30 protein-coding genes are annotated in these 26,929 nt (G+C 72.4%); 10 read left to right on the top strand and 20 right to left on the bottom strand.

Annotation, left to right across the window (positions count from 1 at the left end; all coding sequences use genetic code 11):
- Positions 1 to 136: 136 nt before the first annotated feature.
- Together FB388_RS08775 and miaB are read right to left on the bottom strand one after the other, a co-directional pair.
- On the bottom strand, positions 137 to 619 hold the full coding sequence (locus FB388_RS08775) for an Rv2732c family membrane protein (protein WP_142099253.1): 483 nt from the start codon (positions 617 to 619) through the stop codon (positions 137 to 139).
- The gene (gene miaB, locus FB388_RS08770; RefSeq protein ID WP_211361826.1) at positions 616 to 2,088 is read right to left on the bottom strand and encodes a tRNA (N6-isopentenyl adenosine(37)-C2)-methylthiotransferase MiaB; all 1,473 of its coding nucleotides are present in this window, start codon (positions 2,086 to 2,088) and stop codon (positions 616 to 618) included. Before miaB ends, FB388_RS08775 begins: the two co-directional genes overlap by 4 nt.
- Before the next feature lie 64 nt (positions 2,089 to 2,152).
- Here miaB and FB388_RS08765 point away from each other — a divergent pair, with 64 nt between their 5' ends.
- On the top strand, positions 2,153 to 3,115 hold the full coding sequence (locus FB388_RS08765) for a TAXI family TRAP transporter solute-binding subunit (protein WP_142099250.1): 963 nt from the start codon (positions 2,153 to 2,155) through the stop codon (positions 3,113 to 3,115).
- On the opposite strand, the gene FB388_RS08760 is transcribed toward FB388_RS08765, so the two are convergent.
- Positions 3,112 to 3,810 (bottom strand): TetR/AcrR family transcriptional regulator, encoded by a 699-nt coding sequence (locus FB388_RS08760; RefSeq protein WP_142099247.1) that lies wholly within the window; start codon positions 3,808 to 3,810, stop codon positions 3,112 to 3,114. The genes FB388_RS08765 and FB388_RS08760 overlap by 4 nt on opposite strands.
- Positions 3,811 to 3,894: 84 nt before the next feature.
- Here FB388_RS08760 and FB388_RS08755 point away from each other — a divergent pair, with 84 nt between their 5' ends.
- The gene (locus FB388_RS08755) at positions 3,895 to 4,779 is read left to right on the top strand and encodes a hypothetical protein (RefSeq protein ID WP_142099245.1); all 885 of its coding nucleotides are present in this window, start codon (positions 3,895 to 3,897) and stop codon (positions 4,777 to 4,779) included.
- A 7-nt stretch (positions 4,780 to 4,786) separates the two neighbouring features.
- Positions 4,787 to 5,248: an ABA4-like family protein gene (locus FB388_RS08750; protein ID WP_211361825.1), complete on the top strand. Its 462-nt coding sequence runs from the start codon at positions 4,787 to 4,789 to the stop codon at positions 5,246 to 5,248.
- Here the strand turns inward: FB388_RS08750 and FB388_RS08745 are convergent.
- Together FB388_RS08745 and FB388_RS08740 are read right to left on the bottom strand one after the other, a co-directional pair.
- Positions 5,232 to 6,668, bottom strand: a complete 1,437-nt coding sequence (locus FB388_RS08745) for a sensor histidine kinase (RefSeq protein ID WP_142099243.1) — start codon at positions 6,666 to 6,668, stop codon at positions 5,232 to 5,234. The two genes, FB388_RS08750 and FB388_RS08745, sit on opposite strands and share 17 nt — an antisense overlap.
- 7 nt (positions 6,669 to 6,675) lie before the next feature.
- Positions 6,676 to 7,359 (bottom strand): response regulator transcription factor, encoded by a 684-nt coding sequence (locus tag FB388_RS08740; RefSeq protein ID WP_142099241.1) that lies wholly within the window; start codon positions 7,357 to 7,359, stop codon positions 6,676 to 6,678.
- A gap of 134 nt (positions 7,360 to 7,493) precedes the next feature.
- Here FB388_RS08740 and FB388_RS08735 point away from each other — a divergent pair, with 134 nt between their 5' ends.
- From FB388_RS08735 to FB388_RS08720, 4 genes are all read left to right on the top strand, one after another.
- Entirely contained in the window at positions 7,494 to 8,222 is a 729-nt protein-coding gene (locus FB388_RS08735) for an amino acid ABC transporter ATP-binding protein (RefSeq protein WP_142102781.1), read from the top strand.
- A 27-nt stretch (positions 8,223 to 8,249) separates the two neighbouring features.
- Positions 8,250 to 9,161 (top strand): glutamate ABC transporter substrate-binding protein, encoded by a 912-nt coding sequence (locus tag FB388_RS08730; RefSeq protein ID WP_142099239.1) that lies wholly within the window; start codon positions 8,250 to 8,252, stop codon positions 9,159 to 9,161.
- 107 nt (positions 9,162 to 9,268) lie between these two features.
- Complete coding sequence (locus FB388_RS08725) at positions 9,269 to 9,916, top strand: amino acid ABC transporter permease (protein ID WP_142102779.1); 648 nt, start codon at positions 9,269 to 9,271, stop codon at positions 9,914 to 9,916.
- Positions 9,913 to 10,773: an amino acid ABC transporter permease gene (locus tag FB388_RS08720; RefSeq protein ID WP_142099237.1), complete on the top strand. Its 861-nt coding sequence runs from the start codon at positions 9,913 to 9,915 to the stop codon at positions 10,771 to 10,773. The genes FB388_RS08725 and FB388_RS08720 overlap by 4 nt, the downstream gene beginning before the upstream one ends.
- A 7-nt stretch (positions 10,774 to 10,780) precedes the next feature.
- On the opposite strand, the gene FB388_RS08715 is transcribed toward FB388_RS08720, so the two are convergent.
- Entirely contained in the window at positions 10,781 to 12,745 is a 1,965-nt protein-coding gene (locus FB388_RS08715; protein WP_142099235.1) for a S9 family peptidase, read from the bottom strand.
- A 227-nt stretch (positions 12,746 to 12,972) separates the two neighbouring features.
- On the opposite strand from FB388_RS08715, the gene FB388_RS08710 reads away from it, so the two are divergent.
- On the top strand, positions 12,973 to 13,251 hold the full coding sequence (locus FB388_RS08710) for a hypothetical protein (RefSeq protein ID WP_142099233.1): 279 nt from the start codon (positions 12,973 to 12,975) through the stop codon (positions 13,249 to 13,251).
- Between the two features lie 14 nt (positions 13,252 to 13,265).
- Here the strand turns inward: FB388_RS08710 and FB388_RS08705 are convergent, their stop codons facing one another.
- The 10 genes from FB388_RS08705 to FB388_RS08665 all read right to left on the bottom strand — a co-directional run bounded on the left by FB388_RS08705 (position 13,266) and on the right by FB388_RS08665 (position 20,329).
- Entirely contained in the window at positions 13,266 to 13,652 is a 387-nt protein-coding gene (locus FB388_RS08705) for a hypothetical protein (protein WP_142099231.1), read from the bottom strand.
- Between the two features lie 103 nt (positions 13,653 to 13,755).
- Complete coding sequence (locus FB388_RS08700; RefSeq protein ID WP_142099229.1) at positions 13,756 to 14,076, bottom strand: hypothetical protein; 321 nt, start codon at positions 14,074 to 14,076, stop codon at positions 13,756 to 13,758.
- Positions 14,073 to 14,588, bottom strand: a complete 516-nt coding sequence (locus tag FB388_RS08695) for a hypothetical protein (RefSeq protein WP_142099227.1) — start codon at positions 14,586 to 14,588, stop codon at positions 14,073 to 14,075. Before FB388_RS08695 ends, FB388_RS08700 begins: the two co-directional genes overlap by 4 nt.
- Positions 14,589 to 14,639: 51 nt before the next feature.
- Entirely contained in the window at positions 14,640 to 14,798 is a 159-nt protein-coding gene (locus FB388_RS39305; protein ID WP_170225532.1) for a hypothetical protein, read from the bottom strand.
- A gap of 4 nt (positions 14,799 to 14,802) precedes the next feature.
- Positions 14,803 to 15,351: a hypothetical protein gene (locus FB388_RS08690; RefSeq protein ID WP_142099225.1), complete on the bottom strand. Its 549-nt coding sequence runs from the start codon at positions 15,349 to 15,351 to the stop codon at positions 14,803 to 14,805.
- Positions 15,348 to 15,830 (bottom strand): hypothetical protein, encoded by a 483-nt coding sequence (locus FB388_RS08685; protein ID WP_142099223.1) that lies wholly within the window; start codon positions 15,828 to 15,830, stop codon positions 15,348 to 15,350. The genes FB388_RS08690 and FB388_RS08685 overlap by 4 nt, the downstream gene beginning before the upstream one ends.
- Before the next feature lie 3 nt (positions 15,831 to 15,833).
- On the bottom strand, positions 15,834 to 16,628 hold the full coding sequence (locus FB388_RS08680; protein ID WP_142099221.1) for a hypothetical protein: 795 nt from the start codon (positions 16,626 to 16,628) through the stop codon (positions 15,834 to 15,836).
- A 204-nt stretch (positions 16,629 to 16,832) separates the two neighbouring features.
- Positions 16,833 to 17,588 (bottom strand): succinate dehydrogenase/fumarate reductase iron-sulfur subunit, encoded by a 756-nt coding sequence (locus tag FB388_RS08675; protein ID WP_142099219.1) that lies wholly within the window; start codon positions 17,586 to 17,588, stop codon positions 16,833 to 16,835.
- Positions 17,585 to 19,516 (bottom strand): fumarate reductase/succinate dehydrogenase flavoprotein subunit, encoded by a 1,932-nt coding sequence (locus FB388_RS08670; RefSeq protein ID WP_142099217.1) that lies wholly within the window; start codon positions 19,514 to 19,516, stop codon positions 17,585 to 17,587. The genes FB388_RS08675 and FB388_RS08670 overlap by 4 nt, the downstream gene beginning before the upstream one ends.
- Before the next feature lie 12 nt (positions 19,517 to 19,528).
- Positions 19,529 to 20,329, bottom strand: coding sequence for a hypothetical protein (locus FB388_RS08665; protein ID WP_142099215.1), 801 nt, complete (start codon positions 20,327 to 20,329; stop codon positions 19,529 to 19,531).
- A 192-nt stretch (positions 20,330 to 20,521) separates the two neighbouring features.
- On the opposite strand from FB388_RS08665, the gene FB388_RS08660 reads away from it, so the two are divergent.
- The gene (locus FB388_RS08660; RefSeq protein WP_142099213.1) at positions 20,522 to 21,304 is read left to right on the top strand and encodes a hypothetical protein; all 783 of its coding nucleotides are present in this window, start codon (positions 20,522 to 20,524) and stop codon (positions 21,302 to 21,304) included.
- Positions 21,305 to 21,359: 55 nt separating this feature from the next.
- Here FB388_RS08660 and FB388_RS08655 read toward each other — a convergent pair whose 3' ends face one another.
- The 3 genes from FB388_RS08655 to FB388_RS08645 are packed head-to-tail and all read right to left on the bottom strand — an operon-like array spanning position 21,360 to position 24,774.
- Positions 21,360 to 22,106, bottom strand: a complete 747-nt coding sequence (locus FB388_RS08655; protein ID WP_142099211.1) for a succinate dehydrogenase/fumarate reductase iron-sulfur subunit — start codon at positions 22,104 to 22,106, stop codon at positions 21,360 to 21,362.
- Positions 22,103 to 24,061 (bottom strand): fumarate reductase/succinate dehydrogenase flavoprotein subunit, encoded by a 1,959-nt coding sequence (locus FB388_RS08650; RefSeq protein WP_142099209.1) that lies wholly within the window; start codon positions 24,059 to 24,061, stop codon positions 22,103 to 22,105. The genes FB388_RS08655 and FB388_RS08650 overlap by 4 nt, the downstream gene beginning before the upstream one ends.
- A 2-nt stretch (positions 24,062 to 24,063) precedes the next feature.
- The gene (locus FB388_RS08645; RefSeq protein WP_142099207.1) at positions 24,064 to 24,774 is read right to left on the bottom strand and encodes a succinate dehydrogenase cytochrome b subunit; all 711 of its coding nucleotides are present in this window, start codon (positions 24,772 to 24,774) and stop codon (positions 24,064 to 24,066) included.
- Between the two features lie 77 nt (positions 24,775 to 24,851).
- Between FB388_RS08645 and FB388_RS08640 the strand changes: the two genes are divergently transcribed.
- A complete protein-coding gene (locus tag FB388_RS08640) occupies positions 24,852 to 25,796 on the top strand; it encodes a LysR family transcriptional regulator (RefSeq protein ID WP_142099205.1) in 945 nt (314 codons plus the stop codon).
- Positions 25,797 to 25,818: 22 nt separating this feature from the next.
- Here the strand turns inward: FB388_RS08640 and FB388_RS41040 are convergent, their stop codons facing one another.
- Positions 25,819 to 26,928 (bottom strand): regulatory protein RecX, encoded by a 1,110-nt coding sequence (locus tag FB388_RS41040; RefSeq protein WP_142099203.1) that lies wholly within the window; start codon positions 26,926 to 26,928, stop codon positions 25,819 to 25,821.
- Between the last annotated feature and the right edge of the window lies 1 nt (position 26,929).

Genomic DNA, 26,929 nt, shown 5'->3' with positions numbered 1-26,929 from the left:
TCCGTCTCACAAGCCGAACGTCGTTCGCCCGGGACTCGGCCGGCCGCACGGGCGACCGCCGATCGTTCGGCGATGATCCCACCAGCCGGAACGCGCTGCCGTCCCAGAACGCGCCGCCGTCCCGACGCCGCGTCGCTCAGCGGCGCGTCGCGATGCGTACCCAGGTGCCCGAGAGCACCAGCACGGCGAGCACCGCCAGCACCAGGCCGATACCCGCTCCGGTGCCACCCGCGGGCACCCCGACCTGCCGGGACCAGATCGCCCACACCCCGGTCACCACGGAGATCCCGCAGCCGACGGCCGCGAGCCAGGCGAGCCCGAACCAGCGCATGGCGAGGGCGAGCGCGGAGCAGACGAGGCCGAACGCGAGCGAGGTTCCGGCGAAGAGCGGTGGGAGCAGCCCGAGCGGCGCGAGGCCCGCGAGCACCTCCCAGCCCTGCACGGAGCCGGTCCAGGGCAGCATCAGCGAGCCGACGAGCGCGAGCATCGCCACCGAGACCACGAGCGCCGACGGGCCGGGGTCGATGCGGTGCTCGGCGCGCCGCTGCGCGCGGCGCAGCTCGGCGTCGAGGGCGGCCAGCTCGTCCGGCACCTTGCGTTCGTCTCCTTCGCCGGTCACGCGTTCGCCCCGCAGGCGGGCGCGGCCGCCGCGGGCTGAACGGGGGGCGCGCCGAAGCCCGGCAGACCGAGACCGGTTGCGCTGCCGCCGGGCCGGGTGCCGGACTCGTGCACGTCGCCCGCGCGCGTGCGCCGGTGGGACAGGACGGGGCCGTCGGCAACGAGGTGGTGCGGCGCGCCGTAGCCGATCGCGACCTCGACCACGTCGCCCGGGCGGATCGGGAGGTCGCCGGGCGCGAAGTGCACGAGCCGCCCGTCGCGGGCCCGGCCGCTCATCCGGCGGGTGGCGCCGTCCTTGCGCCCCTCCCCCGTGGAGACGAGCACCTCGACGACCCGACCCTCCAGGGCTCGGTTCTGCTGCCAGGAGATCTCCTCCTGCAGCGCGACGAGCCTCTCGTACCGCTCCTGGACGACGGCCTTGGGCAGCTGGTCGGGCAGCGTCGCCGCCGGGGTGCCGGGCCGCGGCGAGTACTGGAACGTGAAGGCCTGCGCGAACCGGGCCTTCTCGACCACGTCGAGGGTGGCCTGGAAGTCCTCGTCGGTCTCGCCCGGGAAGCCGACGATGATGTCGGTGGAGATCGCCGCATCGGGCAGGGACGCGCGCACCTCGTCGAGGATCGCCAGGTACCGGGACGAGCGGTAGGAGCGGCGCATCCGGCGCAGGACGTCGTCCGAGCCGGACTGCAGCGGCATGTGCAGCTGCGGGCAGACGTTCGGCGTCTCGGCCATCGCCGCGATCACGTCGGAGGTGAAGTCCCGCGGGTGCGGCGAGGTGAACCGCACGCGTTCGAGCCCCTCGACGTCGCCGCAGGCCCGCAGCAGCTTCGCGAACGCGCCGCGGTCGCCGAACTCGACGCCGTAGGAGTTGACGTTCTGCCCGAGCAGCGTGACCTCGAGGACGCCGTCGGCGGCGAGCGCCTGCACCTCGGCGAGCACATCGCCGGGGCGGCGGTCCTTCTCCTTGCCCCGCAGGGACGGGACGATGCAGAACGTGCAGGTGTTGTTGCAGCCCACCGAGATCGACACCCAGCCCGCGTAGGCCGACTCGCGGCGTGCGGGCAGCGTGGACGGGAAGACCTCGAGGGACTCGGCGATCTCCACCTGGGCGGCCTGGTTGTGCCGGGCCCGCTCCAGCAGCACGGGGAGCGCGTGCACGTTGTGGGTGCCGAACACGACGTCCACCCACGGGGCGCGCCGCACGATCTCGGCGCGGTCCTTCTGCGCGAGGCAGCCGCCGACGGCGATCTGCATGCCGGGCCGGCCGGCCTTGACCGGGCGCAGGTGGCCGAGGTTGCCGTAGAGCCGGTTGTCGGCGTTCTCCCGCACCGCGCACGTGTTGAACACGACGATGTCGGCATCGTCGGAACCGGAACGCTCGTAGCCGGCGGCCTCCAGCAGCCCGGCCATCCGCTCGGAGTCGTGCACGTTCATCTGACACCCATAGGTGCGGATGGTGTAGCTGCGGGTCACGACACGAGGGTAGGCCGTGAGCGGCCGGTCGACCGCACCGGCCGGGGCACGGCAGGATGCCGGCATGGTGGAGCGCCGCACGGTCTTGCGAGGCCTGCTGTCCGGCGCCGCAGCGCTCGGCCTGCTCGCACTTCCCGGCTGTTCCTCGCGGTTCGCGGGCGTGCGGCTCACCCTCGCGACCGGCGGGACGCAGGGCGTCTACTACAACCTGGGGAACTCGCTCGCCGACGCGTGGCAGGCGCAGCTCGGCATGGACGCCCGCCCGGTGGTGCTGTCCACGGCGGGGTCGGTCGACAACCTGGAGAGGCTCGCCTCCCGCACGGCCGACGTCGTGTTCAGCCAGGTCGACACGGCGGCCGACCAGCTCGCTCGCACCGCCACCGGGGATCCGGGCTCGCCGCGCGCCCTCGCCCGCATCTACGACGACGTCGTGCACGTGGTGGTGCCCGCGTCGTCCTCGGCCGGGCGCCTCGCCGACCTGCGCGGCGCCCGGGTGTCGGTCGGTGCGCCGGACTCCGGGGTGCGGGTGATCGCCGAACGCCTGCTGGCGGTGGCCGGGCTCTCCCCCGCCACCGACTTCCAGGCGTTCCAGCTGGGGATCAACGACTCGGTCGAGGCCATGACGGGCGGGCGGATCGACGCGTTCTTCTGGGTCGGCGGCCTGCCCACGCGGGGCGTCACCGCGCTCGCGCAGACGGTCCCGATCCGGCTGCTGAACCTGGAGGACCTGATCACCCCGGTGCGCGGCGCCTTCCCCGTGTACGCGGCGGGCACGGTGCCCGCACAGAGCTACGGCATCCCCGACCCGATCACGACCCTGCTCGTCCGCAACTTCCTGGTGGTCCGTGCGGAGATGCCGGACGACGTGGCCAACGCACTGGTCGGTGGCCTGTTCGCCGCCCAGGAGCAGCTGGCGGCGGTGAGCCCCGCTGCGCTGACGATCGACCTGCGGGCCGCGATCGGCACGCAGCCGGTGCCGCTGCACCCCGGCGCCGAGCGGTTCTTCCGGGCCGAGAAGGACCCCTAGACCGCGCCCTTGAGCGCGGCCAGCTCGGCCGCCGTCCGGCTGATCATGCCCCGGAACAGGTCCTCGCCGTGGTCGTTCATCGGGGCCAGGTGGCCGACCAGCTCCAGCATGACGAGCCCGTGCATCTGGGCGCGCAGCTCGTAGAACACGGCCAGCGCCCCGACCGGGAGCGGCACCTTCGCCGTGTCGACCTCCGCGAGCCGCTCCGCGCCGGGCTGCAGGGGCAGACCGGCGAGCTGCTCGGCGCTCCACCCGTCGAACACCACGTCGAGGAACGGCTCGGCCAAGCTCACCGACGCGGTGATCACCTCTTCGCGCGACGGCGGCTCGTACCCGGGCACCGGGGTGCCGTAGAGCAGCAGGAACGCCGGACGGTTCGCCAGAGCCCACTGCCGGTAGGCGTTGGAGGCCGCCCACAGCCGCTCGGCCTGCGGACGGCCGCGGCTGGCGTCCGCGGCGCCCGCGACCGCGGCGGCCAGCGCCCGGTGGCCGTCGATCACGAGCGCGGTGAGCAACTCGTCCCGGCTGTCGAAGTAGTGGTAGAGCGACTGCACCGTCATCCCGACCGCCCGGGCGACGCCCCGCAGCGACAGGCCGCCCGGCCCGCCCTCGGCCAGCTGCTCGAGTGCGGCGGCCTTGATCTCCTGCACGGTCTCGGCCCGCCGCCGCTCCCGAACCGAACCTTCGACTGACATCGACAGCCCTCCTTGACACTGTTAGCCAGAACTCTGATACTTGGCGCCGCTCGCAGAGACTAACAGTGTCAGACAGGAGCGGTGATGCGCACAGTCCTCGCAGATGCCCGGCGCGGGCATCCCGGCCTCTTCGGGGTGACCGTCGCGATGGCCGCTCTCACGCTCGTGACGGCGGTTCTCGCCGTGGTCGACCAGCGCGAGCTGCTCGGCGCCCCGCTCTGGTTCAAGCCGCTCAAGTTCTCCCTCTCGATCACGCTCTACGGGGGCGCGCTGGCCTGGATGCTCTCCCGGCTGCCGGGGCGGACCATGTGGCGCGCCGGATGGGTCATCGTCGCCGGCGTCGCCATCGAGATGGTGATCATCGTCGGGCAGGCGGCCCGCGGGGTCCGCAGCCACTTCAACGACGACAGCGGCTTCGACGCCATCCTCTTCGCGATCATGGGCGCCACGATCACCGTGGTGTGGCTCGCGACGCTGGCGATCGCGCTGCGGTTCCTGCGCGAGCGCTCCGACGACCGCGTGACGTCGACGGCCGTGCGGATCGGACTGCTCGTCGGGCTGGCCGGCATGGCCGTCGGCTTCCTCCTCTCCGCGAACGGCGGCCACGCCGTGGGCGTACCGGACGGCGGGCCCGGCCTCGCCTTCGTCGGCTGGAGCACCACCGGTGGCGACCTGCGCATCGCCCACTTCGTCGGCATGCACGCCCTGCAGGTGCTCCCGCTGCTCGCGGCCGGGCTCGCCGCGGTGGGCCGGGAGCGCCTCGACGAGACCGCCCGCGTCCGCATCGTGCAGGTCGCCGGTGCCGCCTACGCCGGGTTCGTCGTGCTGGTCACCTGGCAGGCGCTGCGCGGCCAGCCGCTGCTCGCGCCCGACGCCGTCACGCTCGCCGCCCTCGGCGCCCTGCTGCTCGGCACCGGCGTGGCGCTCGCCGCCGCCCTGCGCCGCCCACCCGTTCCCACCACCGTCTGAGGTACCCGTGGATCCGCAGCTGCTGTTCGACCTCACGTTCCCGCTCGCGGCGCCGTTCTGGGCGCTGATGATCCTCGCTCCCGGCTGGTCGGTGACGCGCCGGATCATCGGCTCGCCGCTGATCGTCGTGCCGCCGATGCTCGTCTACGCGGCGCTCGTGATTCCGCAGTTCGCCACCGTGTTCGCGGCGGTCGCCTCTCCGGAGCTCCCCGGTGTGGCGGCGCTGCTGGGGACACCGCTTGGCGCCGCGGCGGGTTGGGCGCACTTCATCGCGTTCGACCTGTTCGTCGGCCGCTTCATCCACCTCGACAGCCGGGAGCGCGGCATCCACCCGCTGGTCACCGCCCCGGTGCTGGTGCTGACGATCCTGCTCGCGCCGCTCGGGCTGCTCGCGCACCTGCTGCTGCGCGCGGTGCTCCCCCGCCGCCGGTCGCAGCAGGCGGACCTCGCCGCTACCCCGTCGCGGTGAGGCCACCTGGCTGCAGCTCCGGCGCCACGCCGCCGGCCTCGTCCGGCGGCGGTGGGAACCGCGCCACCACCCGTAGCCCGCCACCCGACGGCAGCTCGAGCACCAGCTCGCCGCCGGCCACCTCGAGGGTGCGCGCGGCGATCGCGAGCCCGAGCCCGGAGCCCTCGGTGTTGCTCTGGCCCGGGCTGCGCCAGAACCGGCCGGTGGCGCGCTCGAGCTCCTCGGGGGCCATGCCCGGCCCCGTGTCGCGCACGGCGACCTCCACGCGCCCGTCGACGGAGGCGGTGCGCACCGAGATCGCGCTGCCCGCAGGTGCGAACTTGACCGCGTTGTCCAGCACCGCGTCGAGCACGGTCTCGATCGCGCCCTCGGGCGCCAGCACGCGCAGACCGGTCACACCGCCGCGCACCAGCTGCAGGTCCATGTGCTCGGCGAGCGGGCGCCACGCGTCGAGGCGGTCCTCCACGCCCGTGTCGACGTCGGCGACGGCCAGTGGCGCGGTGCGCTCGGCCCTCGCGAGGGCCAGCAGCCCGTCGAGCAGCGTGGACAGCCGCTCGGCCTCCTCGAGTGCTGCGGCGTGGTCCTCCGCGGCCACGGCGTCGACGTGGCCGTCGAGGTTGGACAGGCGCAGCCGCAGCGCCGTGAGCGGGTTGCGCAGCTGGTGGCTCGCGTCGGCGACGAACGCGCGCTGCGCGGCGTAGGCCTGCGCCACGGTCTCGGCCATGCGGTCGAAGGAGACCGAGAGCCGCCGCAGCTCCGCAGGGCCGGACCCGTCGGCGACCGGCGCCGGTTCGGCCCCGGCCAGCACGGCGGCGGCCACGCGGCCGGTGCCCTCGTCGAGGCGCCGGACCGGGCGCAGGATCCACCGGACGATCGGCAGCGCGACGACCACCCCCATCGCCAGCGCAGCCAGCCCGGCCGCGACGACCAGCGACCACACCCGCAGCTCCTCGGCGCGCAGAGCGTCGGTCGGCGAGATGGTGACGGCGACGCCGCGGACCTCGGTGTCCACCAGCACCGGCTCCGCGAGCACCAGCGGACGCTCGTCCCACGGCAGGAGCAGCGGGTAGACCTCGGAACGCCGGTTGGCGAGCGCGAGCTGCACCCGCTCCTGGGCGTCCGCGTCGAGCACCGGCGGGGGCTGCCGGGAGGTCGCCACGAGCCGTCCGTCCTCGTCCAGCACGAGGACTGCCACCCCGTAGACCGCGTCGTAGCGTTCGAGCTCGGTGGCCAGGCCCGTGGTGTCGGCCTGCGTGATGGGCCGCTCGGCCACCGAGGCGTAGAAGATCGTGTCGGTGAGGCGGTCGGTGAACATCGTGAGCTGCCGGGCCTGGGCGTAGGACAGGGCGAGCGGCACGCCGAGCCCAGCGGCGAGCAGCCCCACGAGGAACAGCACGATCACCAGCAGGCGGGCGGCCACGACTCGGCTACTCCGCGGCCGGGACGGCGGGGTTACCGAGGCGGTACCCGACGCCGCGGACCGTCTGCACGTACTCCGGGCTGCCGAGCTTCGTGCGCAGCGTGGCGACGTGCACGTCGAGCGTGCGGTTGGCGCCGGCCCAGGATCGGCCCCACACCTCCGCGACGATGCGACTGCGGGTGCACACCGCACCCCCAGCGGTCGCGAGCAGCGCGAGCACCTGGAACTCCTTGCGGGTCAGGTTGACCGGCCGACCCGCGACGGTCACCTCGTGCTTGTGCAGGTCGATCCGCACCGGACCGATCTCGACCACGTCCTCCGGCCCGGTCGGGGTGGCGAGCCTGCGGCGCCGGTACACCGCGTGCACGCGGGCCACGAGCTCGCCGATGTCGTAGGGCTTCACGAGGTAGTCGTCGGCGCCGGAGTGCAGGCCGAGGATCCGGTCGTCCACCTCGCCGCGCGCCGACACGACGATCACCGGCACGTCGCTGCGCTCCCGGATCGCCCGGCACACGTCGACCCCGTCGATGTCGGGCAGGCCGAGGTCGAGCAGCACGACGTCGACACCTCCCAGGTGGTCGGGGGCTTCTCGTCCCGTCGCCAGCCGGGTGGTGGTCATCCCGTGGCGGTGCAGAGCGGGACGCAACGCCGCGGCAACCCGGTCGTCGTCCTCCACCAGCAGGATGTGCACTACTCCCACCCTCCCCCCGCCCCAAGAGCGTTATAGGAGCGCAACCCTATGGCTTGCTCAAGGTGCTGGACTGGACACATCGCCGCGCCCTAGCGTCCCGCCATGCCCGGAGGCCCTGCATGACCGACACTCCCATGATCCGGATGGCGTCCGTCGACAAGCACTTCGGCGAGCTGCACGTCCTGCGTGACATCAACCTGGAGGTCGCCGCCGGCCAGGTCGTCGTGGTTCTCGGCCCGTCAGGGTCGGGCAAGTCCACCCTGTGCCGCACGATCAACCGGCTCGAACCGATCGACAGCGGCGTCATCGAGGTCGACGGGCAGGCGCTGCCCGCGGAGGGCAAGGCCCTCGCCGCGCTGCGCGCCGACGTCGGCATGGTGTTCCAGAGCTTCAACCTCTTCGCCCACAAGACGATCCTCGAGAACGTCACGCTCGCCCCGCTGAAGGTGCGCAGGGCCGACAAGGCGGCCGCCGAGAAGGACGGCATGGCGCTGCTGGAGCGGGTCGGCATCGCCAACCAGCGCGACAAGTACCCGGCCCAGCTGTCCGGCGGCCAGCAGCAGCGCGCGGCGATCGCGCGCGCGCTCGCGATGAGGCCGAAGGTCATGCTGTTCGACGAGCCGACCTCCGCGCTGGACCCCGAGATGGTCCAGGAGGTCCTCGACGTGATGACCACGCTGGCCAAGGAAGGGATGACCATGCTCGTGGTCACCCACGAGATGGGCTTCGCGCGGCGGGCCGCCAACCGGGTGGTCTTCATGTCCGACGGCGAGATCGTCGAGTACGCCGCACCCGACACGTTCTTCTCGAACCCGACATCCGAGCGCGCCAAGGACTTCCTCGGCAAGATCCTCACGCACTGATCCCCGAACGACTGGAGACGAGTCCTCATGAAGTTGCGCACCCTCGCGGTGGGCCTCGTGGTCGGCGCCCTCGCGCTCACCGCATGCGGCAGGGAGGGCAGCCCCACCGCCCCCACCGCGCCCGAAGGCCAGGAAGCCCCCGCCGCCCTCAGCTACCCGGTGGCCACCGGCGTCCAGGTCGCGGGCTCGCCGGTGTTCGAGGCGATGACCCAGCGGGGTCGCGTCGTCATCGGCGTCAAGGAGGACCAGCCCGGGCTCGGTTTCAAGGACGCCACCACCGGCGAGTACTCGGGCTTCGACATCGAGATGGCCCGGATGGTCGCCGCGGGCCTCGGCTTCGCGCCCGACAAGATCGACTACAAGCCGATCCCCTCGGCCGCCCGTGAGGACTCGATCTCCCGTGGCGACGTCGACTACTACGTCGGCACCTACACGATCAACGACAAGCGCAAGCAGCTGATCTCGTTCGCCGGCCCCTACTTCCAGGCCGGGCAGAGCATCCTGGTGCGCGCCGACGAGACCGCGATCACCGGTCCGCAGACCCTGAAGGGCAAGAAGGTCTGCTCCGCGTCCGGGTCCACCCCGATCCAGCGCGTGCGCGACCAGGGGCTCACCGAGCCGGAGAACATCGTCGAGTTCCAGACCTACACCCAGTGCGTCGACCAGCTGCTCACCAACCAGGTCGACGCGGTCACCACCGACGACGCGATCCTCGCGGGCTACGCCTCCCAGCAGCCCGACGAGCTGAAGCTGGTCGGCGAGCCCTTCTCGGAGGAGCCGTACGGCATCGGCCTCAACAAGGACGACTCCGCGCTCCGCAACAAGATCAACGATCTGCTGCAGGCCGCCGAGTCCGACGGCACCTGGCAGAAGATCTACGACAACACGCTCGGCCTGTCGGGCAGCCCGGCCAGCCCGCCGCAGATCCAGCGGTACTGAGATCCAGCAGTACTGAGATCCAGCGGTACCGAGAGCCGGTAGGTGGGGCCCATGCAGTCGCGTGGGCCCCGCCTGCGGCCGCGTCCCGTCCCTGAGGAGTGACCGCCCTGAACGTGCTGCTGGAGAACCTGGACCTCTACGGGTCGGCGTTCCTCGAAACAATCAGGTTGTTCGTGATCGCCGCGATCGGGTCGCTGGTGCTCGGCACGCTACTGGCCGCGATGCGGGTCAGCCCGGTGCCGGTGCTGCGCTGGTTCGGCGCGGCCTACGTCAACATCTTCCGCAACACGCCGGCCACGCTGGTGCTGTTCTTCTTCGCCTTCGCCTACCCGCGGCTGGAGATCCTGGACCTCTCCTTCTTCTCGCGGGCGGCCACGGCGCTGATCCTCTACACCGCCGCGTTCGTGTGCGAGGTGGTGCGTTCGGGGATCAACACGGTCCCCGTCGGGCAGGCCGAGGCCTCCCGCGCCCTCGGGTTCACGTTCAGCCTGACCCTGTCGCAGATCATCCTGCCCCAGGCGATCCGCTCGGTCGTCCCGCCGCTGTCCAGCGTGGAGATCGCACTGCTCAAGAACACGACGATCGCCTCCGGCTTCTCGGTGTTCCAGGCAGGCGGCATCTACCAGACCCTCAACGAGCAGGGCTACAGCACGTTCATCGGCCTGCTCTGGGTCGCACTGGGCTTCCTCATCCTCGTGACCCCGCTGGTGCTGTTGCAGCGCCGCCTCGAGAAGCGCTGGAGCGTGGCCCGATGACCGCCGTCCTGTTCGACGTCCCCGGGCCCCGCGCCCGCGCCCGCTATCGGCTGGCCGCGGTGGCGGGCGGGCTCATCGTGGTCGCGGTCCTCGCGTTCGTCCTGATCCGCTTCGCCCAGAGCGGCCTTTTCACCGCCGAGCAGTGGGACTGGATCACCTACGAGCGGATCCAGCTCACCCTGCTTTATGGCCTCCTCGCCACCCTGCGGGCCTTCGCGGTCGGCGCCGTGCTCGCCCTGACCTTCGGCGCGCTGTTCGCCACGGCGCGGCTCTCCGACCACGCGTGGATCCGCAACCCGGCCGTCGCGATCGTGGAGTTCTTCCGGGCCGTCCCACTGCTGATCCTGATGTTCCTGCTGTACTTCGGAATGGGGATCAGCGCGTTCTGGGCCGTGGTCCTCGGGCTCATGCTCTACAACGGGTCGGTCCTCGCCGAGATCTTCCGGGCAGGCATCCTCTCCGTCCCGCGGGGGCAGAGCGAGGCCGCATACGGCCTCGGCATGCGCAAGACCCAGGTGATGACGGCGGTGCTGCTGCCACAGGCCCTCACCGCGATGCTGCCGACGGTCATCAGCCAGTTGGTGGTGCTGCTCAAGGACACCGCGCTCGGCTTCATCATCCAGTACGAGGAGCTGCTCTTCGTGGGCCGCCAGCTGGGCAGCCAGCTCCAGCTCGACGCCCCGATCATCCCCGTGGCGATCGTCATCGCGATCATCTACATCGCGATGTGCATGCTGCTCTCGCTCCTCGCCACCCGGGCGGAGCGGTGGAGCCGCAGCCGCGGCCGTACCTCGGCCCAGGTCGCCCACGCCGACGTCACCGACGTCGAGGCGGGGGCCGGTCAGGCCAAGGTCTGACCCGCGCTCAGCTCCGGTCGAGACCCTCCACGACCACCGGCTCGATACCCTCCTCCGCCGGCAGCTCGAAGCCGAGCACCTGGGCGTAGAACGACAGCTCCGCGTCCATCGCACGGCGGATGTTCTCGGCCCGCCGGAACCCGTGCTGCTCGCCCTCGAAGAGCAGGTACGCCACCGGCGTGCCGCGGGCGCGCAGCGCGTCGACGATCATCTCGCTCTGGTTCGGCGGAACGACCTCGTCCTCAGCGCCCTGCAGCACGATCAGCGGGCGGGTGAAGCGCTCCACGTGGTGGATCGGCGAGCGCTCCACGTAGACGTCGCGGGCCTGCGGGTACGGCCCGACGAGCCGGTCGAGGTAGCGGCTCTCGAACTTGTGGGTGTCGGCGGCGAGGGCCTCCAGGTCGGCCACGCCGAAGTGGTCGGCGCCCGCGGCGAACGGGGTGTCGTGCCTCGCGAGGGCCGCGAGCGTGGTGAACCCGCCCGCCGACCCCCCTCGGATGCACAGCCGGTCGCCGTCGACCCGGCCCTGCTCGGCGAGCCGGCGTGCCGCCGCCAGGCAGTCGGCGACGTCGACCACGCCCCACTCCCCCAGCAGCTCCTGCCGGTAGGCGCGGCCGTACCCGGTGGAACCGCCGTAGTTCACGTCGACGACGGCGAAACCGCGGCTCGTCCAGTACTGCACGCCGACGCTCAGCACCGGCACCGCCGCCGATGTGGGACCGCCGTGGATCTGCACCAGCAGCGGCGGCAGCTCCCCTTCGGGCCCGCGGAACTCGGCCGAGGCGGGTGGGTAGAACTGCGCGTACGCCCGGCGCCGCGCACCCCTCCCGTCGACCGAGTCGAACGCGATGTGCTCCGGCTCCGAGATCTGGGCCGGCTCGAGGCCGAGGTCGCGCGGCGGGCGCAGCGCCTCGATCCTCCCGGTGGTGACGACGATCCGGTTGATCCCGAGCTCGGCGCCGGGGCTGCCCGCCACCACGACCACCGCGTCCGGGCCGGCCGCGCGCACGGCCGCGATCGCCGAGAACGGCACCTCCAGGTCGACGAGGGTGCCGTCGGTCTGCCGGACGGCGAGCCCGTCACGCCCCTGCTGCCACCGCGCGAACACGATCCGCCCGTCGTCGAGCCGCACGTAGCGCGCCGACCCGAAAGCCCAGGCGGGTTCGCCGATCTCCGCGTCGAGGCGCACGACCGGCGCGAGGTCGGCGCCCGGTGTCCAGCGGTAGAGGTTCCACCAGTCGGAGCGGTCGGACAGGAAGAGCAGCGACCCGTCCGGCTCCCAGCGTGGCTCCAGGACCGACTCCCCGGGCCCGCCCGCCACCACCGTCTCCTCGCCGGACTCCAGGTCGCGCGCGATGAGCTCCGTGTCGTCCCACGGCATCGAGGGGTGGTTCCACTGCAACCAGGCCAGCATGGTGCCGTCAGGGCTCAGCCGGGGGGCGGCCACGAAGTCGGGGCCGCTGACCAGCACCTCCGGCTCGGACAGCGTGTCCGCCGAGAGCCGGACGACCTCGTTGCGCACATCGGCCGCCGACGGCCCGTCGTGGCGCTCCCGCACGCAGACGATCGTGGCGCCGTCCGGGGCGACGTCGCCGTCGGCGTAGCGGTCCCCGCGCGGGGATGCGGGCTCAGGGGTGATCGGCTCCGGCGCGCCGCCGGGGGCCAGCCGGTACAGGCGCTGGTCGGCCCAGTCGGTGAACCACACGACGCCGTCGCGCACCCACCACGCCGCGCCGCCGTACTCGTGCACCGCCGTGCGCGCGTTCCGCCCGTCCGGCAGCAGGTCGGTGGTGGCGCCGTCGGGCGTGCGGCGCACCAACTGCGTGCGGCCGCCCTCGGCGGGCCGCCCCTCGGCCCACACCACGTCCGCACCGTCGACCCGCACCTCGCCCAGCCGCACCGCGGCGGCCGTGACCAGCTCGGACGTGATCGGGGTGGGCCACGACCCGTAGGGCCGCTCGGAGATCGTCACACGAACACGCTAGTGGTTTCCGCCGGAGGTATCGGTGCGTGTATCGGCGGATCCAGCTTTCCGCTGGGTGCGCCGGCGGGCCGGCCTCGTACCGGGCGTACTCGGCCGGTTCGCCGGTGCGGCCAGCGGGAAGCTGGGCCGTCGAGATACGTGCCGTACCTCCGGCGGGGACCACTGGTCGGGGCGTAGGTTGGGCGGAGCCGGACGTCGAGCGATGAGGAGCCGCCGTGACCGAGCCGTCGAACGAGCGGACGCCGGAGCCGATCGAGGCCGAGATCGTGGCGGATCCGGCGCCGCCGGCCCCACCCGCGCCCGACTACGACGAGCACGGCGTGCCGAGCCTCGACCACCTGCGGGACAAGATCGAGGGCCGGTACGCCACCGCGCTGGGGATGACCGAGCTGGCGGAGGGCACCGCCGCCGGGCGGACCGTGGAGGAGCAGGAGGCCGAGCGGGCCGCGAAGGCGAAGGCGAAGCTGGAGGAGCTGCGTCGGTCGCTCGGCTGAACGGAGGCCGCCGCTCAACCGGAGGAGGCGGGCGGTTCTCCCTCGTGACCGTTCCGCCGCCTGAGCAGGTCCAGCATCACGTTCTGCCCACGTTCGAGGTTGGTGAACCCCTGCCACATCTGGCTCTCCAGGGCATCGAAGCGCTGTTCCAGGTGGTCGAATCGCCCTTCCACGTGGTCGAACCGCCCGTCGTGGCCAGCCAGTCGCCTGCCGTGCTCGATCTGCGTCTCCCGCAATGCCTCGAGCAGCCGCTGCTGCGCGTCGAGCTTGGCTCCGAACGCGGACACGTCCCGATCTGCCCCACCTGCCAGGACCCGCGCAGCCGCGGCGTCCTGCCGGACGCTCCTCAGCTGAGTCTCCAGTGCGCTGACTCGCGCCTCGAGCTCCTCCATCGATCCCACGCGAGGAGCGTAGCGAGCACGGACGAGTCGCCGGGCGCCTTCGTGCCGAGTCATCCACAACCAGCAGGTAGCGCGCGCCGGCTGGCTCCGGCCCGCCGGCCGATCAGCGGCGACGCGCGCGCAACGCCGTCCACAGCAGGCCGACGGCCTCGCGCAGCGCCCGTGGCCGCACCACCGGCAGCACCCCGACAGCCCCGGCCAGGCCGGTCCACCAGCGCAGCGACCCGTCCCCGCGGACGGTACCGAGGGCGGGCTTCCGGCAGGCGAGCACGGTGACGGGCAGGGTGGGGTGCTGCGCCGGGAGCCGGGGGTCGCGGCAGGAACGCACCGTCACGGGCACGCGGAGCAGATCGGGGAGCTCACGTGCGATCTGGGAGCAGCTGGGGCAGCTGACGTCGGCGACGACGACCACGGCGGTGATCACAGACCGAGGATCGCAACCGCGAGCGCGCCGACGCACGTCAGGGCGAGCAGCGGCCGGACGACGCGCTCGGCACCTGCCCACACCGCCGTCCACGACCCGTCATCGCTCCAGGCGTTGGACAGCAGCGGCATCACGAGCCTGCCGAGCGCGAACCCCGCGGCCAGGGCGAACGCGGCCGGGAGCGGGACGACCAGCACCACCGCCGCGAGCACGAGGTGCGGCAGCGCCGAGGGCGAGTAGGTGCGCATCCCCGTACCCATCTCGAACCCGAACTGCAGCGCACCCCACCGGCGCAGGTGCTGAACGTCCTCCGGGACGAGGCGCGCGTTCTGCGGGACCGGGAACCGCACCAACCCGACCTCGCGGAGCAGCACCGGCACGGTGACCAGCGCGAACAGCGCGTACCGGGCGGGGGCGGGCAGCAGCGCCTGTGGCAGCGCGCCCACCGCGCCCGCCACGAACGCCACCAGCACCGCACCCAGCAGCAGGCCGGCACCGAAGAACCGGACCACGGGCTCGTCGCGCCAGACCGACGCGCTCAGCAGGAACGCCGAGTTGTGGCTTCAAGTGCTCCCCGAGTTGGCGAAGCCTGCGGCGGCGCCCGCGACGAGCAGGAGCGTCACCCCACCCGGCGGCCGACCGGCCATGGCCACCGCCACCAGCGCGACCGCGACCAGGGCAAGGGCCGGGGCGACCGGATGCAGGAGCCTGCGGATCCTCACCGGCTCACCCGCCCAGGACCGGAGCGCCGCCGCTCTCGGGCAGCTGACATGCCGCGATGGTGATGCCGGTGTAGGTGGCGCCGCTGGCGAACACGACGTCGGTGATCGCGTCGGAGCACCGGTAGCCCTTCCACCGCCACGCGTTCTTGCCCTCGCACTCCATGCTGAGCCGGGTGCTCTCCATCTCCTCGCCGTCGATCTCGTAGAAGCCCTCGCGGTGGTACCCGCTCGCGCAGGGGTGGCCGCCGCGGCGCCACCCGCCGTAGCAGACGGCCGGCCCGTCGAACGGCCAGTTGTTGGACTCCTCCGTGTAGGACGCGGGTTCGCAGCTGGTGTGCTCGGCCCGGTTCGCCGACCCGGGCAGCGCCGCCGCCGTCCGCCGCTCGAGGTACCAGTCGAGCGGAACGAGCGCCGCCGCTGCCGCCCCGATCACGAGGCCACGCAGGACCGCCCGGCGCGACGGCCGGATCGACCGCAGCCGCGCCACCACCGCGCTCGGGAGCGCGTCCGGAGGCGGCGCGGAGGTCCGCGGGATGTCGTCGAGGCGGGTCATGCCGGGCTCCCGATCCGGAAAAGTGCGGGAAGCTCGGTGTCCGCGTCGACGAAGGCGCGGTTCACGACCGTGCCCGCGGCGTCGAGCTGCAGCACGGTGGGCGCGTAGCCCTCGAAGAGCTCGGCCCGCGCAGCGGGATCGCCGAGCACCTCCGCCCCGGGGTGGGAGGTGAACGCGTCGGGCCGGTCGACGAGCGCGACGACCCGCACCCCGGCGTCCCCGACCTCGGCGAGGGCGTCCCACACGAGGTGGCACAGCGCGCAGTCGGCGTCCAGCAGGGCGACGAGGCCCGCCCGCTGGCCGGTGCCCGGGCGAACCAGCGGCGGGACCGGCCGGCCGACGACGGCCGCGTACCCCGAGAGGCCGATCGTCCGGGCGGCCTCCAGCGCGCGCACCCTCGCGTACACGGCGACGAGTGCCACGAGCGCGAACGACGCGACGAGCAGCGCCAGCAGCGCGACAGCCATCTGTACCGACATGTCTCAGCCCACCCACCTGGCGTCGAGTTCGCCGAGGGCGGCGAGCACCTGGTCACCGGTCAGCTGGAGCGGCGGACGCCCCGACTCCGGGCCGTGCAGGACGAGGTCCATGGCCGCGCTCCGCCCCGCGAGCACGTAGCGCCACTCGTGGACGGTGCCGGCGACGAGCCCCGACGCGGGGCCGTCGAGCAGGCGGTCCGCGCGCCACAGCTCGCCGCCCGGCAGCCGCAGCCCCGCCCAGTCCGGCAGCGTCGGCAGCGCGTCGACGGCCCGCCGGGCCACGAGGGTCGCGCGGTCGCCGCGGCCGATCAGCGACACGCCCGCCTGCCGCAGCAGCAGGTCGGACGCCGGGACGAGGGTGGCGCCCGCCGGGTCGTCGGTGAACCGGAACGTCTCCAGCAGCGCGGCGAGGCCGTCGGCGGCCGGTGCGGGCCCGCCGAACCAGGTGGTCGCCTCGTGGTGCGGGCCGACGAGCACCAGTGCGGCGTCGGAGCGGTCGGCGGCCTCGAACAGCACGGCGTCCGCGCCGCGCAGCGCCACCCGCCGCTCCCGGGCTCCGGGCAGCACGTGCGTCGGGATCACCCGGTGCTCACCGCGGGGCGCCAGGAAGAACTGGCGGGCGGTCCGGGGACCGGCGAACCGGGTGCTGGCGTACCAGCGCAACGGGCCGAACACCTCGGGGACGGCGAGGTCGACCCGGGCACCCGACGGCGCGATCCGCGTGGTCCGCGGCGTGGTCCGGGGCGATGCCCCCGCCTCCGCCCGGGCCGCCGCCCCACCTGCCGTCGCCGCCGTCATCGATGTCCCTCCCGCCGTCCGCGCCGTGCGGCGCCGTTCGGGACAACGAGCACGGATCGGTGACGTGACGCGATCACGGCGACACGCAGCGTTGCCATCCGGGTGATGTTCGGCGGCTCAGCGTGGCCGGTACCGGGCCATCTGAGTGAAAGAGCCCCCGGTCTCCGCGGAGACCGGGGGCTCTTCGACGTTCTCGGGGCCCGGTCAGGCCCCCGAACGCTTGAAGATCTTCTTGCCCAGCCAGACCACCGGGTCGTACTTGCGGTCCACCACGCGCTCCTTGAGCGGGATGAGCGCGTTGTCGGTGATCTTGATGTGCTCGGGGCAGACCTCGGTGCAGCACTTCGTGATGTTGCAGTAGCCGAGGCCGTGCTCCTCCTGCGCCGCCTCGACGCGGTCGGCGGCGTCGAGGGGGTGCATGTCGAGCTCCGCCACGCGCATCAGGTAGCGCGGACCGGCGAAGTTCTCCTTGTTCTCCTCGTGGTCACGCACCACGTGGCAGGTGTTCTGGCACAGGTAGCACTCGATGCACTTGCGGAACTCCTGGCTCCGCTCGACGTCGACCTGCTGCATCCGGTACTCGCCGGGGGCGAGCTCCGGCGGCGGCGCGAAGGACGGGATCTCGCGGGCCTTCGTGTAGTTGAACGACACGTCGGTGACGAGGTCCCGGATCACCGGGAACGTCCGCAGCGGCGTGACCGTGATGACCTCGTCCTCGGCGAACGTCGACATCCGGGTCATGCACATCAGCCGCGGCCGGCCGTTGATCTCCGCGCTGCACGAGCCGCACTTGCCGGCCTTGCAGTTCCAGCGGACGGCGAGGTCCTGGGCCTGCGTCTGCTGCAGCCGGTGGATGATGTCGAGGACGACCTCGCCCTCGTTCACCTCCACCGGGTAGTCGACGAGCTCGCCCTTCTCGTCGTCACCGCGCCAGACGCGGAAGTGTGCGTCGTAGGTCATGCCTTCTCCCCTGCCCCGGCGCGGTGCCCGCCCAGCTCCTCGCCCGTGTAGTACTTCTTCAGCTCGTCGAGCTCGAACAGGTCGAGCAGGTCGGGTCTCATCGGCACCTGCTCCTGGCGAACCAGGTGAACGTCGTCCTCACCGTTCGCGGACAGCACGAGCAGCAGGTGGCGCCAGTCGGAGTCCATGACAGGGAAGTCGTCGCGGGTGTGCCCGCCGCGGCTCTCCTGCCGTTCCAGCGCTGCCTTCGCCACGCACAGCGACACCAGCAGCATGTTGCGCAGGTCCAGGGCGAGGTGCCAGCCCGGGTTGAACACCCGGCCGCCCTCCACGGTGACGGTCTTCGCCTTCGTCGCGATGTCCTGGAGCGCCTTGAGCGCGAGCTCCACCTCGTCGGCCTTGCGGATGATGCCGACGAGGTCGTTCATCGTCTTCTGCAGCTCCAGCTGCACGACGAACGGGTTCTCACCGCCCTCGGTGGCGCTGGAGAACGGCAGCAGCGCGCGGTCCTGGGCCTGCGCCACGTCGTCGATGCGCACAGCCGGACGCACGCCGCCGAGGGAATCGACGTACTCCGACGCACCCAGCCCGGACCGCCGCCCGAAGACGATCAGGTCGGACAGCGAGTTGCCGCCGAGCCGGTTTGAGCCGTGCATGCCGCCCGCGACCTCGCCCGCCGCGAACAGCCCCGGCACCTTCGACATGGCGGTGTCCGGGTCGACCTCCACGCCACCCATCACGTAGTGGCAGGTGGGGCCGACCTCCATCGGCTCCTTGGTGATGTCGACGTCGGCCAGCTCCTTGAACTGGTGGTACATCGACGGCAGCCGCTTCTGGATCTCCTCGGGCGACAGCCTCGACGCGATGTCGAGGAACACGCCGCCGTGCGGGCTCCCCCGGCCGGCCTTGACCTCGGAGTTGATCGCGCGGGCGACCTCGTCACGCGGCAGCAGCTCGGGCGGGCGCCGGTTGTTGTCGGCGTCGGTGTACCAGCGGTCGCCCTCCTCCTCGGTCTCGGCGTACTGCTCGCGGAACACGTCCGGGACGTACTTGAACATGAACCGCTCGCCCTCGGAGTTGCGCAGCACGCCGCCGTCGCCGCGCACCGACTCCGTGACCAGGATCCCCTTCACCGACGGCGGCCAGACCATGCCCGTCGGGTGGAACTGCAGGAACTCCATGTTGATCAGCGTGGCGCCCGCGCGGAGGGCGAGCGCGTGGCCGTCGCCGGTGTACTCCCAGGAGTTCGAGGTCACCTGGTAGCTCTTGCCGACGCCACCGGTGGCGAGCACGATCGCGGGCGCGTCGAACCGGACGAACTTCCCGGTGGCCCGGTAGTAGCCGAAGCAGCCGGCGATCCGGCCGCCATGGTTCTCATCGTCACCAGTCTTGAAGATCTCGGTGATCGTGCATTCGTGGAAGACGCGGATGTTGGCCTCGTAGTCGCCGGTCTCGGCGTAGTCCTCCTGCTGCAGCGACACCACCTTCTGCTGCAGCGTGCGGATCATCTCGAGGCCGGTGCGGTCACCGACGTGCGCCAGCCGCGGGTAGCTGTGCCCGCCGAAGTTGCGCTGGCTGATCTTGCCGTCCTTGGTGCGGTCGAAGAGCGCGCCGTAGGTCTCCAGCTCCCAGACGCGGTCCGGGGCCTCCTTGGCGTGCAGCTCCGCCATCCGCCAGTTGTTGAGGAACTTCCCCCCGCGCATCGTGTCGCGGAAGTGCACCTGCCAGTTGTCGTTGGGGTTGACGTTCCCCATCGCGGCGGCGCACCCGCCCTCGGCCATCACGGTGTGCGCCTTGCCGAAGAGCGACTTGGAGATGATGGCGGTGCGCTTGCCCTGCGCCCTCGCCTCGATGGCGGCCCGCAGCCCGGCACCCCCTGCGCCGATGACGACGACGTCGAATTCGTAGCGTTCGATCTCTTCAGTCATCTGCCACCACCCTCAGTTGATGATCCGCAGGTCCGGGATCCAGCCCGCGGCCACGGCCATGATGTAGAAGTCCGTCAGCGCCAGCGTCGCGAGCGTGGTCCAGGCCAGCTGCATGTGCTTGGCGTTGAGCTTCGAGACGAACACCCACATGCGGTAGCGCGCGGGGTGCTTGGAGAAGTGGTTGAGCCTGCCACCGATGATGCTGCGGCAGGAGTGGCACGAGATCGTGTACGCCCACAGGAGCACGACGTTGACCAGCAGGATCACGTTGCCCAGACCGAACCCGAACGAACCGTCGCTGCGGACGAACGCGTAGAACGCGTCGTAGGTGTTGATCAGGGAGATGATCCCCGCGATGTAGAAGAAGTAGCGGTGCAGGTTCTGCCCGAGCAGCGGGAACCGGGTCTCGCCCGAGTAGCCCTTGTGGGGCTCGGCCACCGCGCACGCGGGCGGCGACAGCCAGAACGACCGGTAGTAGGCCTTCCGGTAGTAGTAGCAGGTGAGCCGGAACAGCAGCAGGAACGGCAACGAGGCCGCCGCGTAGGGCAGCCACCAGACGTCGGGGAGGAACTGCCCGAAGTGCGAGGCGTGCGGGTCGCACCCGTACGACACGCACGGCGAGTAGAACGGGGTGAGGTAGTTGTACTCGGGGACGAAGTAGTCGTCCTGGACGAACGCTCGCACGGTGGCGTACACGACCCACGCCGTCAGCCCGACGAAGTTGGCCAGCGGTGGCAACCACCACCGGTCCGTTCGCAGCGTCCGTGCCGTGATCTGCGCCCGGCCGGCGGACGCGTCTGTGGTGGATGACACGTCAGTTTCCTTGTTCTGGTAGCGGTACGACGCCGTCCGCTCCACGCCGCGGCGTCGGGACGTCTGGATCTCGCCGGAGCCTACGACCGACCCACCGCGGGCGGTGTGTCGGGCTGTCACTCTGCGTTCCCATCGTGACGCGATTCACGCAGGAACGGGCCAATTACCGCTGAAGGACATTAGAGTGCCCGCGTGGGCCGTGGGGCTGGCGAGCGCGGCGCGGGTGGCTCTCCGGCCGTCGCGCGGCGCGTGCTCGCGCCGGTCGGCGCCCGGCCACCCGGTGTGCTCGTGGTGCTGGCCGCGTTGCTGGTCACCGGGACGATCATCGCTTCGGTCGTCGGCACGCTCTCGCTCCTGCGGGGTCCTGGCACGCCCGGCCAACCGCCCGCCGCAGCGGCGGCACCCCCGGAGATCGCCACTCCGCCCGTCGTCCCGACCACCGGTCCCACCGAGACCAGTCCGACGCCTGCGCCCACCGCGGCAGCGCCCGCACCTCCCGCCGACCCGCGGGGCGTGTTCCAGGACCAGGCGCTGCTCGCCCTCGCCGAGCCGTTCCTGACCGGACCGGCGTCGTGCGAGCGGCGCGAGCCGGGTCCGGACAGCACCGAGAGCGTCGCCTGCGATCTCGGCGGCGACCGCACCGCCGTCTTCACCCGGGTGGCCACGCCCGAGGCGATGCGCCAGGCGCGCCGCGCGATCGTCGCGGGCAGGAACGCCAGAGCCGGCACCGTGGTGTCGGTGCGCTGGCGCTACGTCCCGGGCCGTCCCGAGACCCGCGACGGGATCCCGCCCGGTCAGACCGACCGCGGCGAGGGCGTGCGGGTGCGCTACGTCGACCGCGAGGGCGTGCCCAGGCTGTACTTCGACCAGGACTCGTCGGGCTGCACCGGCGTGATCGCGCTGACCCGGCCCACCGGGAACTCCCGCACCGACCTGGAGGTGCTCCGGGCGTACTGGACCGACCCCACCGGCTGAGGCAGGTCGAAGCCTCCCGTTCCGGTGCGCCCGAGCGGGCCATGGCCCGCGGTGGTCAGCGCCGGTGGGTGCTCGCGGTCAGGTAGTCCCGGTTCAGCTGGGAGATCACGTCCAGGGGGATCTCCTTGGGGCAGGCCACCGCGCACTCGCCGGTGTTGGTGCACCCCCCGAAGCCCTCGGCGTCGTGGGTCTTCACCATGCGGATCACCCGGTCCGAGCGCTCCGGCTGACCCTGCGGCAGCTCCCCGAGATGCGTGATCTTCGCGCCGAGGAAGAGCGACGCGCTGCCGTTCGGGCACGCGGCCACACAGGCGCCGCAGCCGATGCAGGCGGCCGCGGTGAACGCGCGTTCGGCGTTCGGCTTCGGCACGGGCGTTGCGTGCGCCTCGGGCGCCGCGCCCGTGGGAGCGGAGATGTAGCCGCCGGATGCGATGATCCGGTCGAACGAGCTCCGATCCACGACCAGGTCCTTGACCACCGGGAACGCCGACGCCCGGAACGGCTCCACCGTGATCGTCTCGCCGTCGCGGAAGTGCCGCAGGTGCAGCTGGCAGGTGGTGGTGGCCTTCTGCGGGCCGTGCGGCTCACCGTTGATCACCATGCTGCACGCGCCGCAGATGCCCTCGCGGCAGTCGTGGTCGAACGCCACCGGCTCCTCGCCGTCGAGGATCAGCTTCTCGTTGAGGACGTCCATGAGTTCGAGGAACGACATGTCCTCGTCGGCGTCGTCGACGCGGTACGCGACGAGGCGCCCGGAGTCCTCGGGCCCGTCCTGGCGCCAGATGCGCAGGTTCAACTTCACTTGTAGCTCCGCTGGCTCGGGGTGACGTACTCGAAGTGCAGGTCCTCCTTGTGCAGGACCGGGGCGCTGCCCTGACCGGTGAACTCCCAGGCCGCGACGTAGGAGAACTCGTCGTCCTTGCGGGCGGCCTCGTGGTCCTCGGTCTGGCTCTCGGCGCGGAAGTGGCCGCCGCAGCTCTCCTCGCGGTGCAGTGCGTCGAGGCACATCAGCTCGGCCAGCTCGAGGAAGTCGGCGACCCGCCCCGCCTTCTCCAGGGACTGGTTCAGCGTGGCGGCCGAGCCGGGCACCTTGACGCTCTGCCAGAACTCGCGGCGCAGCTCCGGGATGCGGTCGAGCGCCTTGTGCAGGCCCTCCGCGGTCCGCTCCATGCCGCAGTGGTCCCACATCAGGTGGCCCAGCTCGCGGTGGAAGGAGTCGACGGTGCGGTCGCCGTCGATCGAGAGCAGCTTCTCGACGCGAGCTGCCACGGCGGCCTCTGCCTCCCGCACCTCGGGGGCGTCGGCGGTGACCGGCTCGACGCCGCGGGCGAGGTAGTCGCCGATGGTGTTCGGGAGCACGAAGTAGCCGTCGGCGAGGCCCTGCATGAGCGCGGACGCGCCGAGCCGGTTGGCACCGTGGTCGGAGAAGTTCGCCTCGCCGATCACGAAGAGGCCCGGGACCGTGCTCTGCAGGTCGTAGTCGACCCACAGCCCGCCCATCGTGTAGTGCACGGCGGGGAAGATGCGCATCGGGACCTCGTACGGGTCCTCGCCGGTGATGCGCTGGTACATCTGGAAGAGGTTCCCGTACTTCGCCGCGACGGCCGGGCGGCCGAGCCGCGCGATCGCGTCCGCGAAGTCCAGGTACACGCCCAGGCCCGTCGGCCCGACCCCGCGGCCTGCGTCGCAGACGTTCTTCGCGGCGCGGCTGGCGATGTCGCGCGGCACCAGGTTGCCGAACGCGGGGTACTGGCGCTCCAGGAAGTAGTCGCGCTCCGCCTCGGGGATGTCGCCGGGAGCGCGGGTGTCGCCCGCCTTCTGCGGCACCCAGACGCGGCCGTCGTTGCGCAGCGACTCGCTCATCAGCGTGAGCTTCGACTGGTGGTCGCCGCTCACCGGGATGCAGGTCGGGTGGATCTGCGTGTAGCACGGGTTGGCGAAGTAGGCGCCCTTCCGGTGCGCACGCCAGCTCGCCGTGACGTTGCAGCCCTTGGCGTTGGTGGAGAGGTAGAAGACGTTGCCGTAGCCGCCCGAGGCGAGCACGACGGCGTCGGCGAGGTGGCTGCGGGTCTCCCCCGTTACCAGGTCCCGCGCGACGATGCCGCGCGCCCGCCCGTCGACCACGATCAGCTCGAGCATCTCGTGCCGCGGGTACATGGTGACGCCGCCGGCGTCGATCTGGCGCTCCAGGGCCTGGTAGGCGCCCAGCAGCAGCTGCTGGCCGGTCTGGCCGCGCGCGTAGAACGTCCTGGAGACCTGCGCGCCGCCGAACGAGCGCGTGTCGAGCAGGCCGCCGTACTCGCGCGCGAACGGCACACCCTGCGCCACGCACTGGTCGATGATCTGCACGCTGATCTCGGCGAGCCGGTGGACGTTCGACTCGCGCGAGCGGAAGTCGCCGCCCTTCACCGTGTCGTAGAACAGCCGGTGGATGCTGTCGCCGTCGCCGCGGTAGTTCTTCGCGGCGTTGATGCCGCCCTGCGCTGCGATCGAGTGCGCGCGCCGCGGGCTGTCCTGGTAGCAGAACGAGCTGACCTGGTAGCCCAGCTCGGCGAGCGTGGCCGCGGCCGACCCGCCCGCGAGGCCGGTACCCACCACGATGATCTTCATCTTGCGCTTGTTGGCCGGGTTGACCAGCTTGACGCCGAAGCGGCGCCGCTCCCAGCGCGTCTCGATCGGGCCGTCGGGCGCCGCGGTGTCCGCAAGCGGCGAGCCGACGACGAAGTCGGTGTAGGGAACCCCAGATCTCGAGCTCATGGTCACGCCACCAATCCGGTCAGCACGGCGAACGGGACGGAGAGGAAACCGGCCACCAGCACGACCGCGACCCCGAGCGCGACGCCCTTGAGCGTGTTCTGGGTGGCGGCGCTTGACCGGCCGAAGGACTGCAGCGCGCTCCACATCCCGTGCCGGATGTGGAAGCCGACGGCCACCACGGCGAGCGTGTAGACGAGCGTGACGTACCAGCGCTCCGGGGCGAAGTCGGCCACGACGTTCGCATGGACCTCGCCGTGCACGCCGTGCGGGTTGAGCGTGCCGGTCGTGAGGTCGAGCAGGTGGTAGACGACGAACAGCGCGATGATCACGCCGCCCCAGCGCATGGTGCGGGCCGCGTAGCTGCCCTGCACGGGCTTGCGGTGGGCGTAGCGCACCGGGCGGGCCCGGCGCGCCCGCCGGGCCAGGATCGTGGCGGAGACGATGTGGGCGACGACCGAGACCGCCAGCACCACGCGCACCAGCCAGAGCACCGTCTCGTACGGCAGTGCAGGCTCGCCGACCTCGCGCAGCCAGGCCGCGTACTCGTCGATGGCCTCGGCGCCGAAGAAGATCTTCAGGTTGCCCACCATGTGGGCCACGAGGTAGAGCAGCATGACCGCGCCCGTGGCCGCCATGACGTACTTGAGCTGGATGGACGTCCGGCGCGGCGGGCGGCCCGCGCGGACGGCGGGGCGCTGTTCCACGGTCACCATGTGCCAAGCCTCGGTAGCGCAGCCTACGGTCGTCCAATGCATCGAACGGCCATGAGCCATAGCAGTACGCTATGGACGTGACGTTCACGCAGCTCGCGTACTTCCTCGCGGTGGCCGACGTGCGCAGCTTCACGCGAGCGGCGGAATCGGTCGGCGTGGCGCAGCCCACGCTGTCGCGGCAGCTCAAGGCCCTCGAGACCGAGCTGGGTGCCGAGCTGGTGGACCGCGGCGCCCGCGACGGGCCGGTGCTGACCCCGGCCGGCGAGGCGCTCCTGCCGCTCGCCCGGCGGATGCTCGCCGACGCAGACAGCGCCCGCACCGCGGTCGCGGAGATCGTCGGGCTACGCAGCGGTCGGGTCCGCGTGGGCGCCACCCCTTCGCTTTGCATCGGGGTGCTCGCGGACGTGCTGCGGGTCTTCCACGAGCAGCACCCGGAGATCCACCTCGAACTGGCCGAGGACGGCTCGCAGCCCCTGGTGCGCTCCCTCGCCCGCGGCGAGCTGGACCTCGCGCTCGTGATCGTGCCCTCCACGGGCGTCGACCCCGCCCTCCACACCACACCGGTGCTGCGCGAGCGGCTGTCGGTGGCCTCGCCCACCTCGGAGCGGTCGCCGACGTCGCGCGCCTCGATGAGCATCCGCGAGCTCGGCCGCCGGTCGCTCGTGGTGCCCCGCCGCGGCTACGACGTGCGCGAGACCACGCTGCAGGCCTTCGCCGACGCCGGGGTGGAGCCCCGGTTCGCCGTGGAGGGCGGTGAGATGGACGCGGTGCTGCGGATGGTCGAGGCCGGCACCGGGGTGGCCGTGGTGCCCGACCTCGTTTTCGCCGGACGCCCCCGGCTGCGCCGCACCGTGCTCACGCCCCCGCTCTTCCGCACGGTGGCGCTCGCCCGGCGCGCCGACCTCACCCCCACCCACGCCATGCGCGCGTTCCGCGCCACGCTGCTGTCGTTCCTCGCCGTGCTGTCGGCGGGCGACGGGTTCGCGGGAGACGTGCAGGTGCTGCGCCCCGCCGGCGAGTAGTCGTCCCGCCGCGAGCTCTACCTCAGTCGTCGGGGATCTCGGCGCCGCCCAGCTCGTCGACCTCCGCGCCGCGCTCGGCGAGCGCCTCCTTCACCACGCGGTAGGCGATGCCTGCGCCGTAGCCCTTGCGGGCGAGCATGCCGACCAGGCGTCGCCCGGCCGCCGTGCGCTGCTCCGCCGTGGCGACGGCGAGCGAGCGCAGCTTGCGGTCGACCAGCTCGCGGGCCCGGCGCTCCTCGGACTCGGTGTCGACCTCGGCGAGCGCCTCCCCCGCGTCCTCGTCGCTGACGCCCTTGCGGCGCAGCTCGAAGGCGATCGCGCGGCGGGCGAGGCCACGGTGGGCGTGCCGGGAGCGCACCCACTGCCCGGCGAACGCGGCGTCGTCGATGAGGCCGACCTCGTCGAAGCGCTCCAGCACCGTGTGCGCAGCCTCGTCCGGCACGCCCTTGCGCCGCAGCGCCTGGGCCAGCTCCTGGCGGGTACGGGCGCGGTCGGTGAGCAGGCGCAGGCAGATCTCCCGCGCGGCGATGACCGGGTCGACGTCGGGATCGACCTCCCCCCGATGCCGACCGCGCCGGCCACCGCGCCGCCCGTCCGGCTCCCCGGCCTCCGGGGCCGGCAGCTCCGATCCGGGCTCATCCGCTGCACGGCCGGCGCCGCGCCGCTCCGGGGTGCCGGCCGGGGCCGACCGACGCCGCCGACGGCCCGGCTCGCGGTCGTCCTCCCCGCCGCCGCGCGTCGGACCGGTGCCGCGGGACGGGGGACGTTCGGTGCCGCTGCCGGTCCGCCGGCCCGCCCGGCTGCGGTTCAAGGCGGCTGGACCGAGCTCGGCAACCGGCACGTCGCGGGCCGCCCCGATCGACGCGGTGTCGAACAACGCCACGGGGCCGGCGTCCTCGGCGCCTGCCTGGTCGTCGCCCGGCCCCGGTGCCGCCGGCCCCGCGCCGAAGTCGGCGACCGGGGGAACCGACCCGGGAACTGCCGTGCCGATCTTCCCGAGGTCGACCGAACCGTCGGCCCCTGAACCCGAGGCTGCCTCCGAGAACGAGCCGAACCGGGCGACCGGCGCGCTCGTGGCGCCCTCTCCCCCGCCGTCGATCCCGTCGAGCCGGGCGACCCGCCCGTCGGTCATG

The organism is Pseudonocardia cypriaca (assembly GCF_006717045.1).
In the GTDB taxonomy this organism is placed as follows: Bacteria; Actinomycetota; Actinomycetes; order Mycobacteriales; family Pseudonocardiaceae; genus Pseudonocardia; species Pseudonocardia cypriaca.
This window is presented reverse-complemented; position numbering and strand designations above follow the sequence as displayed.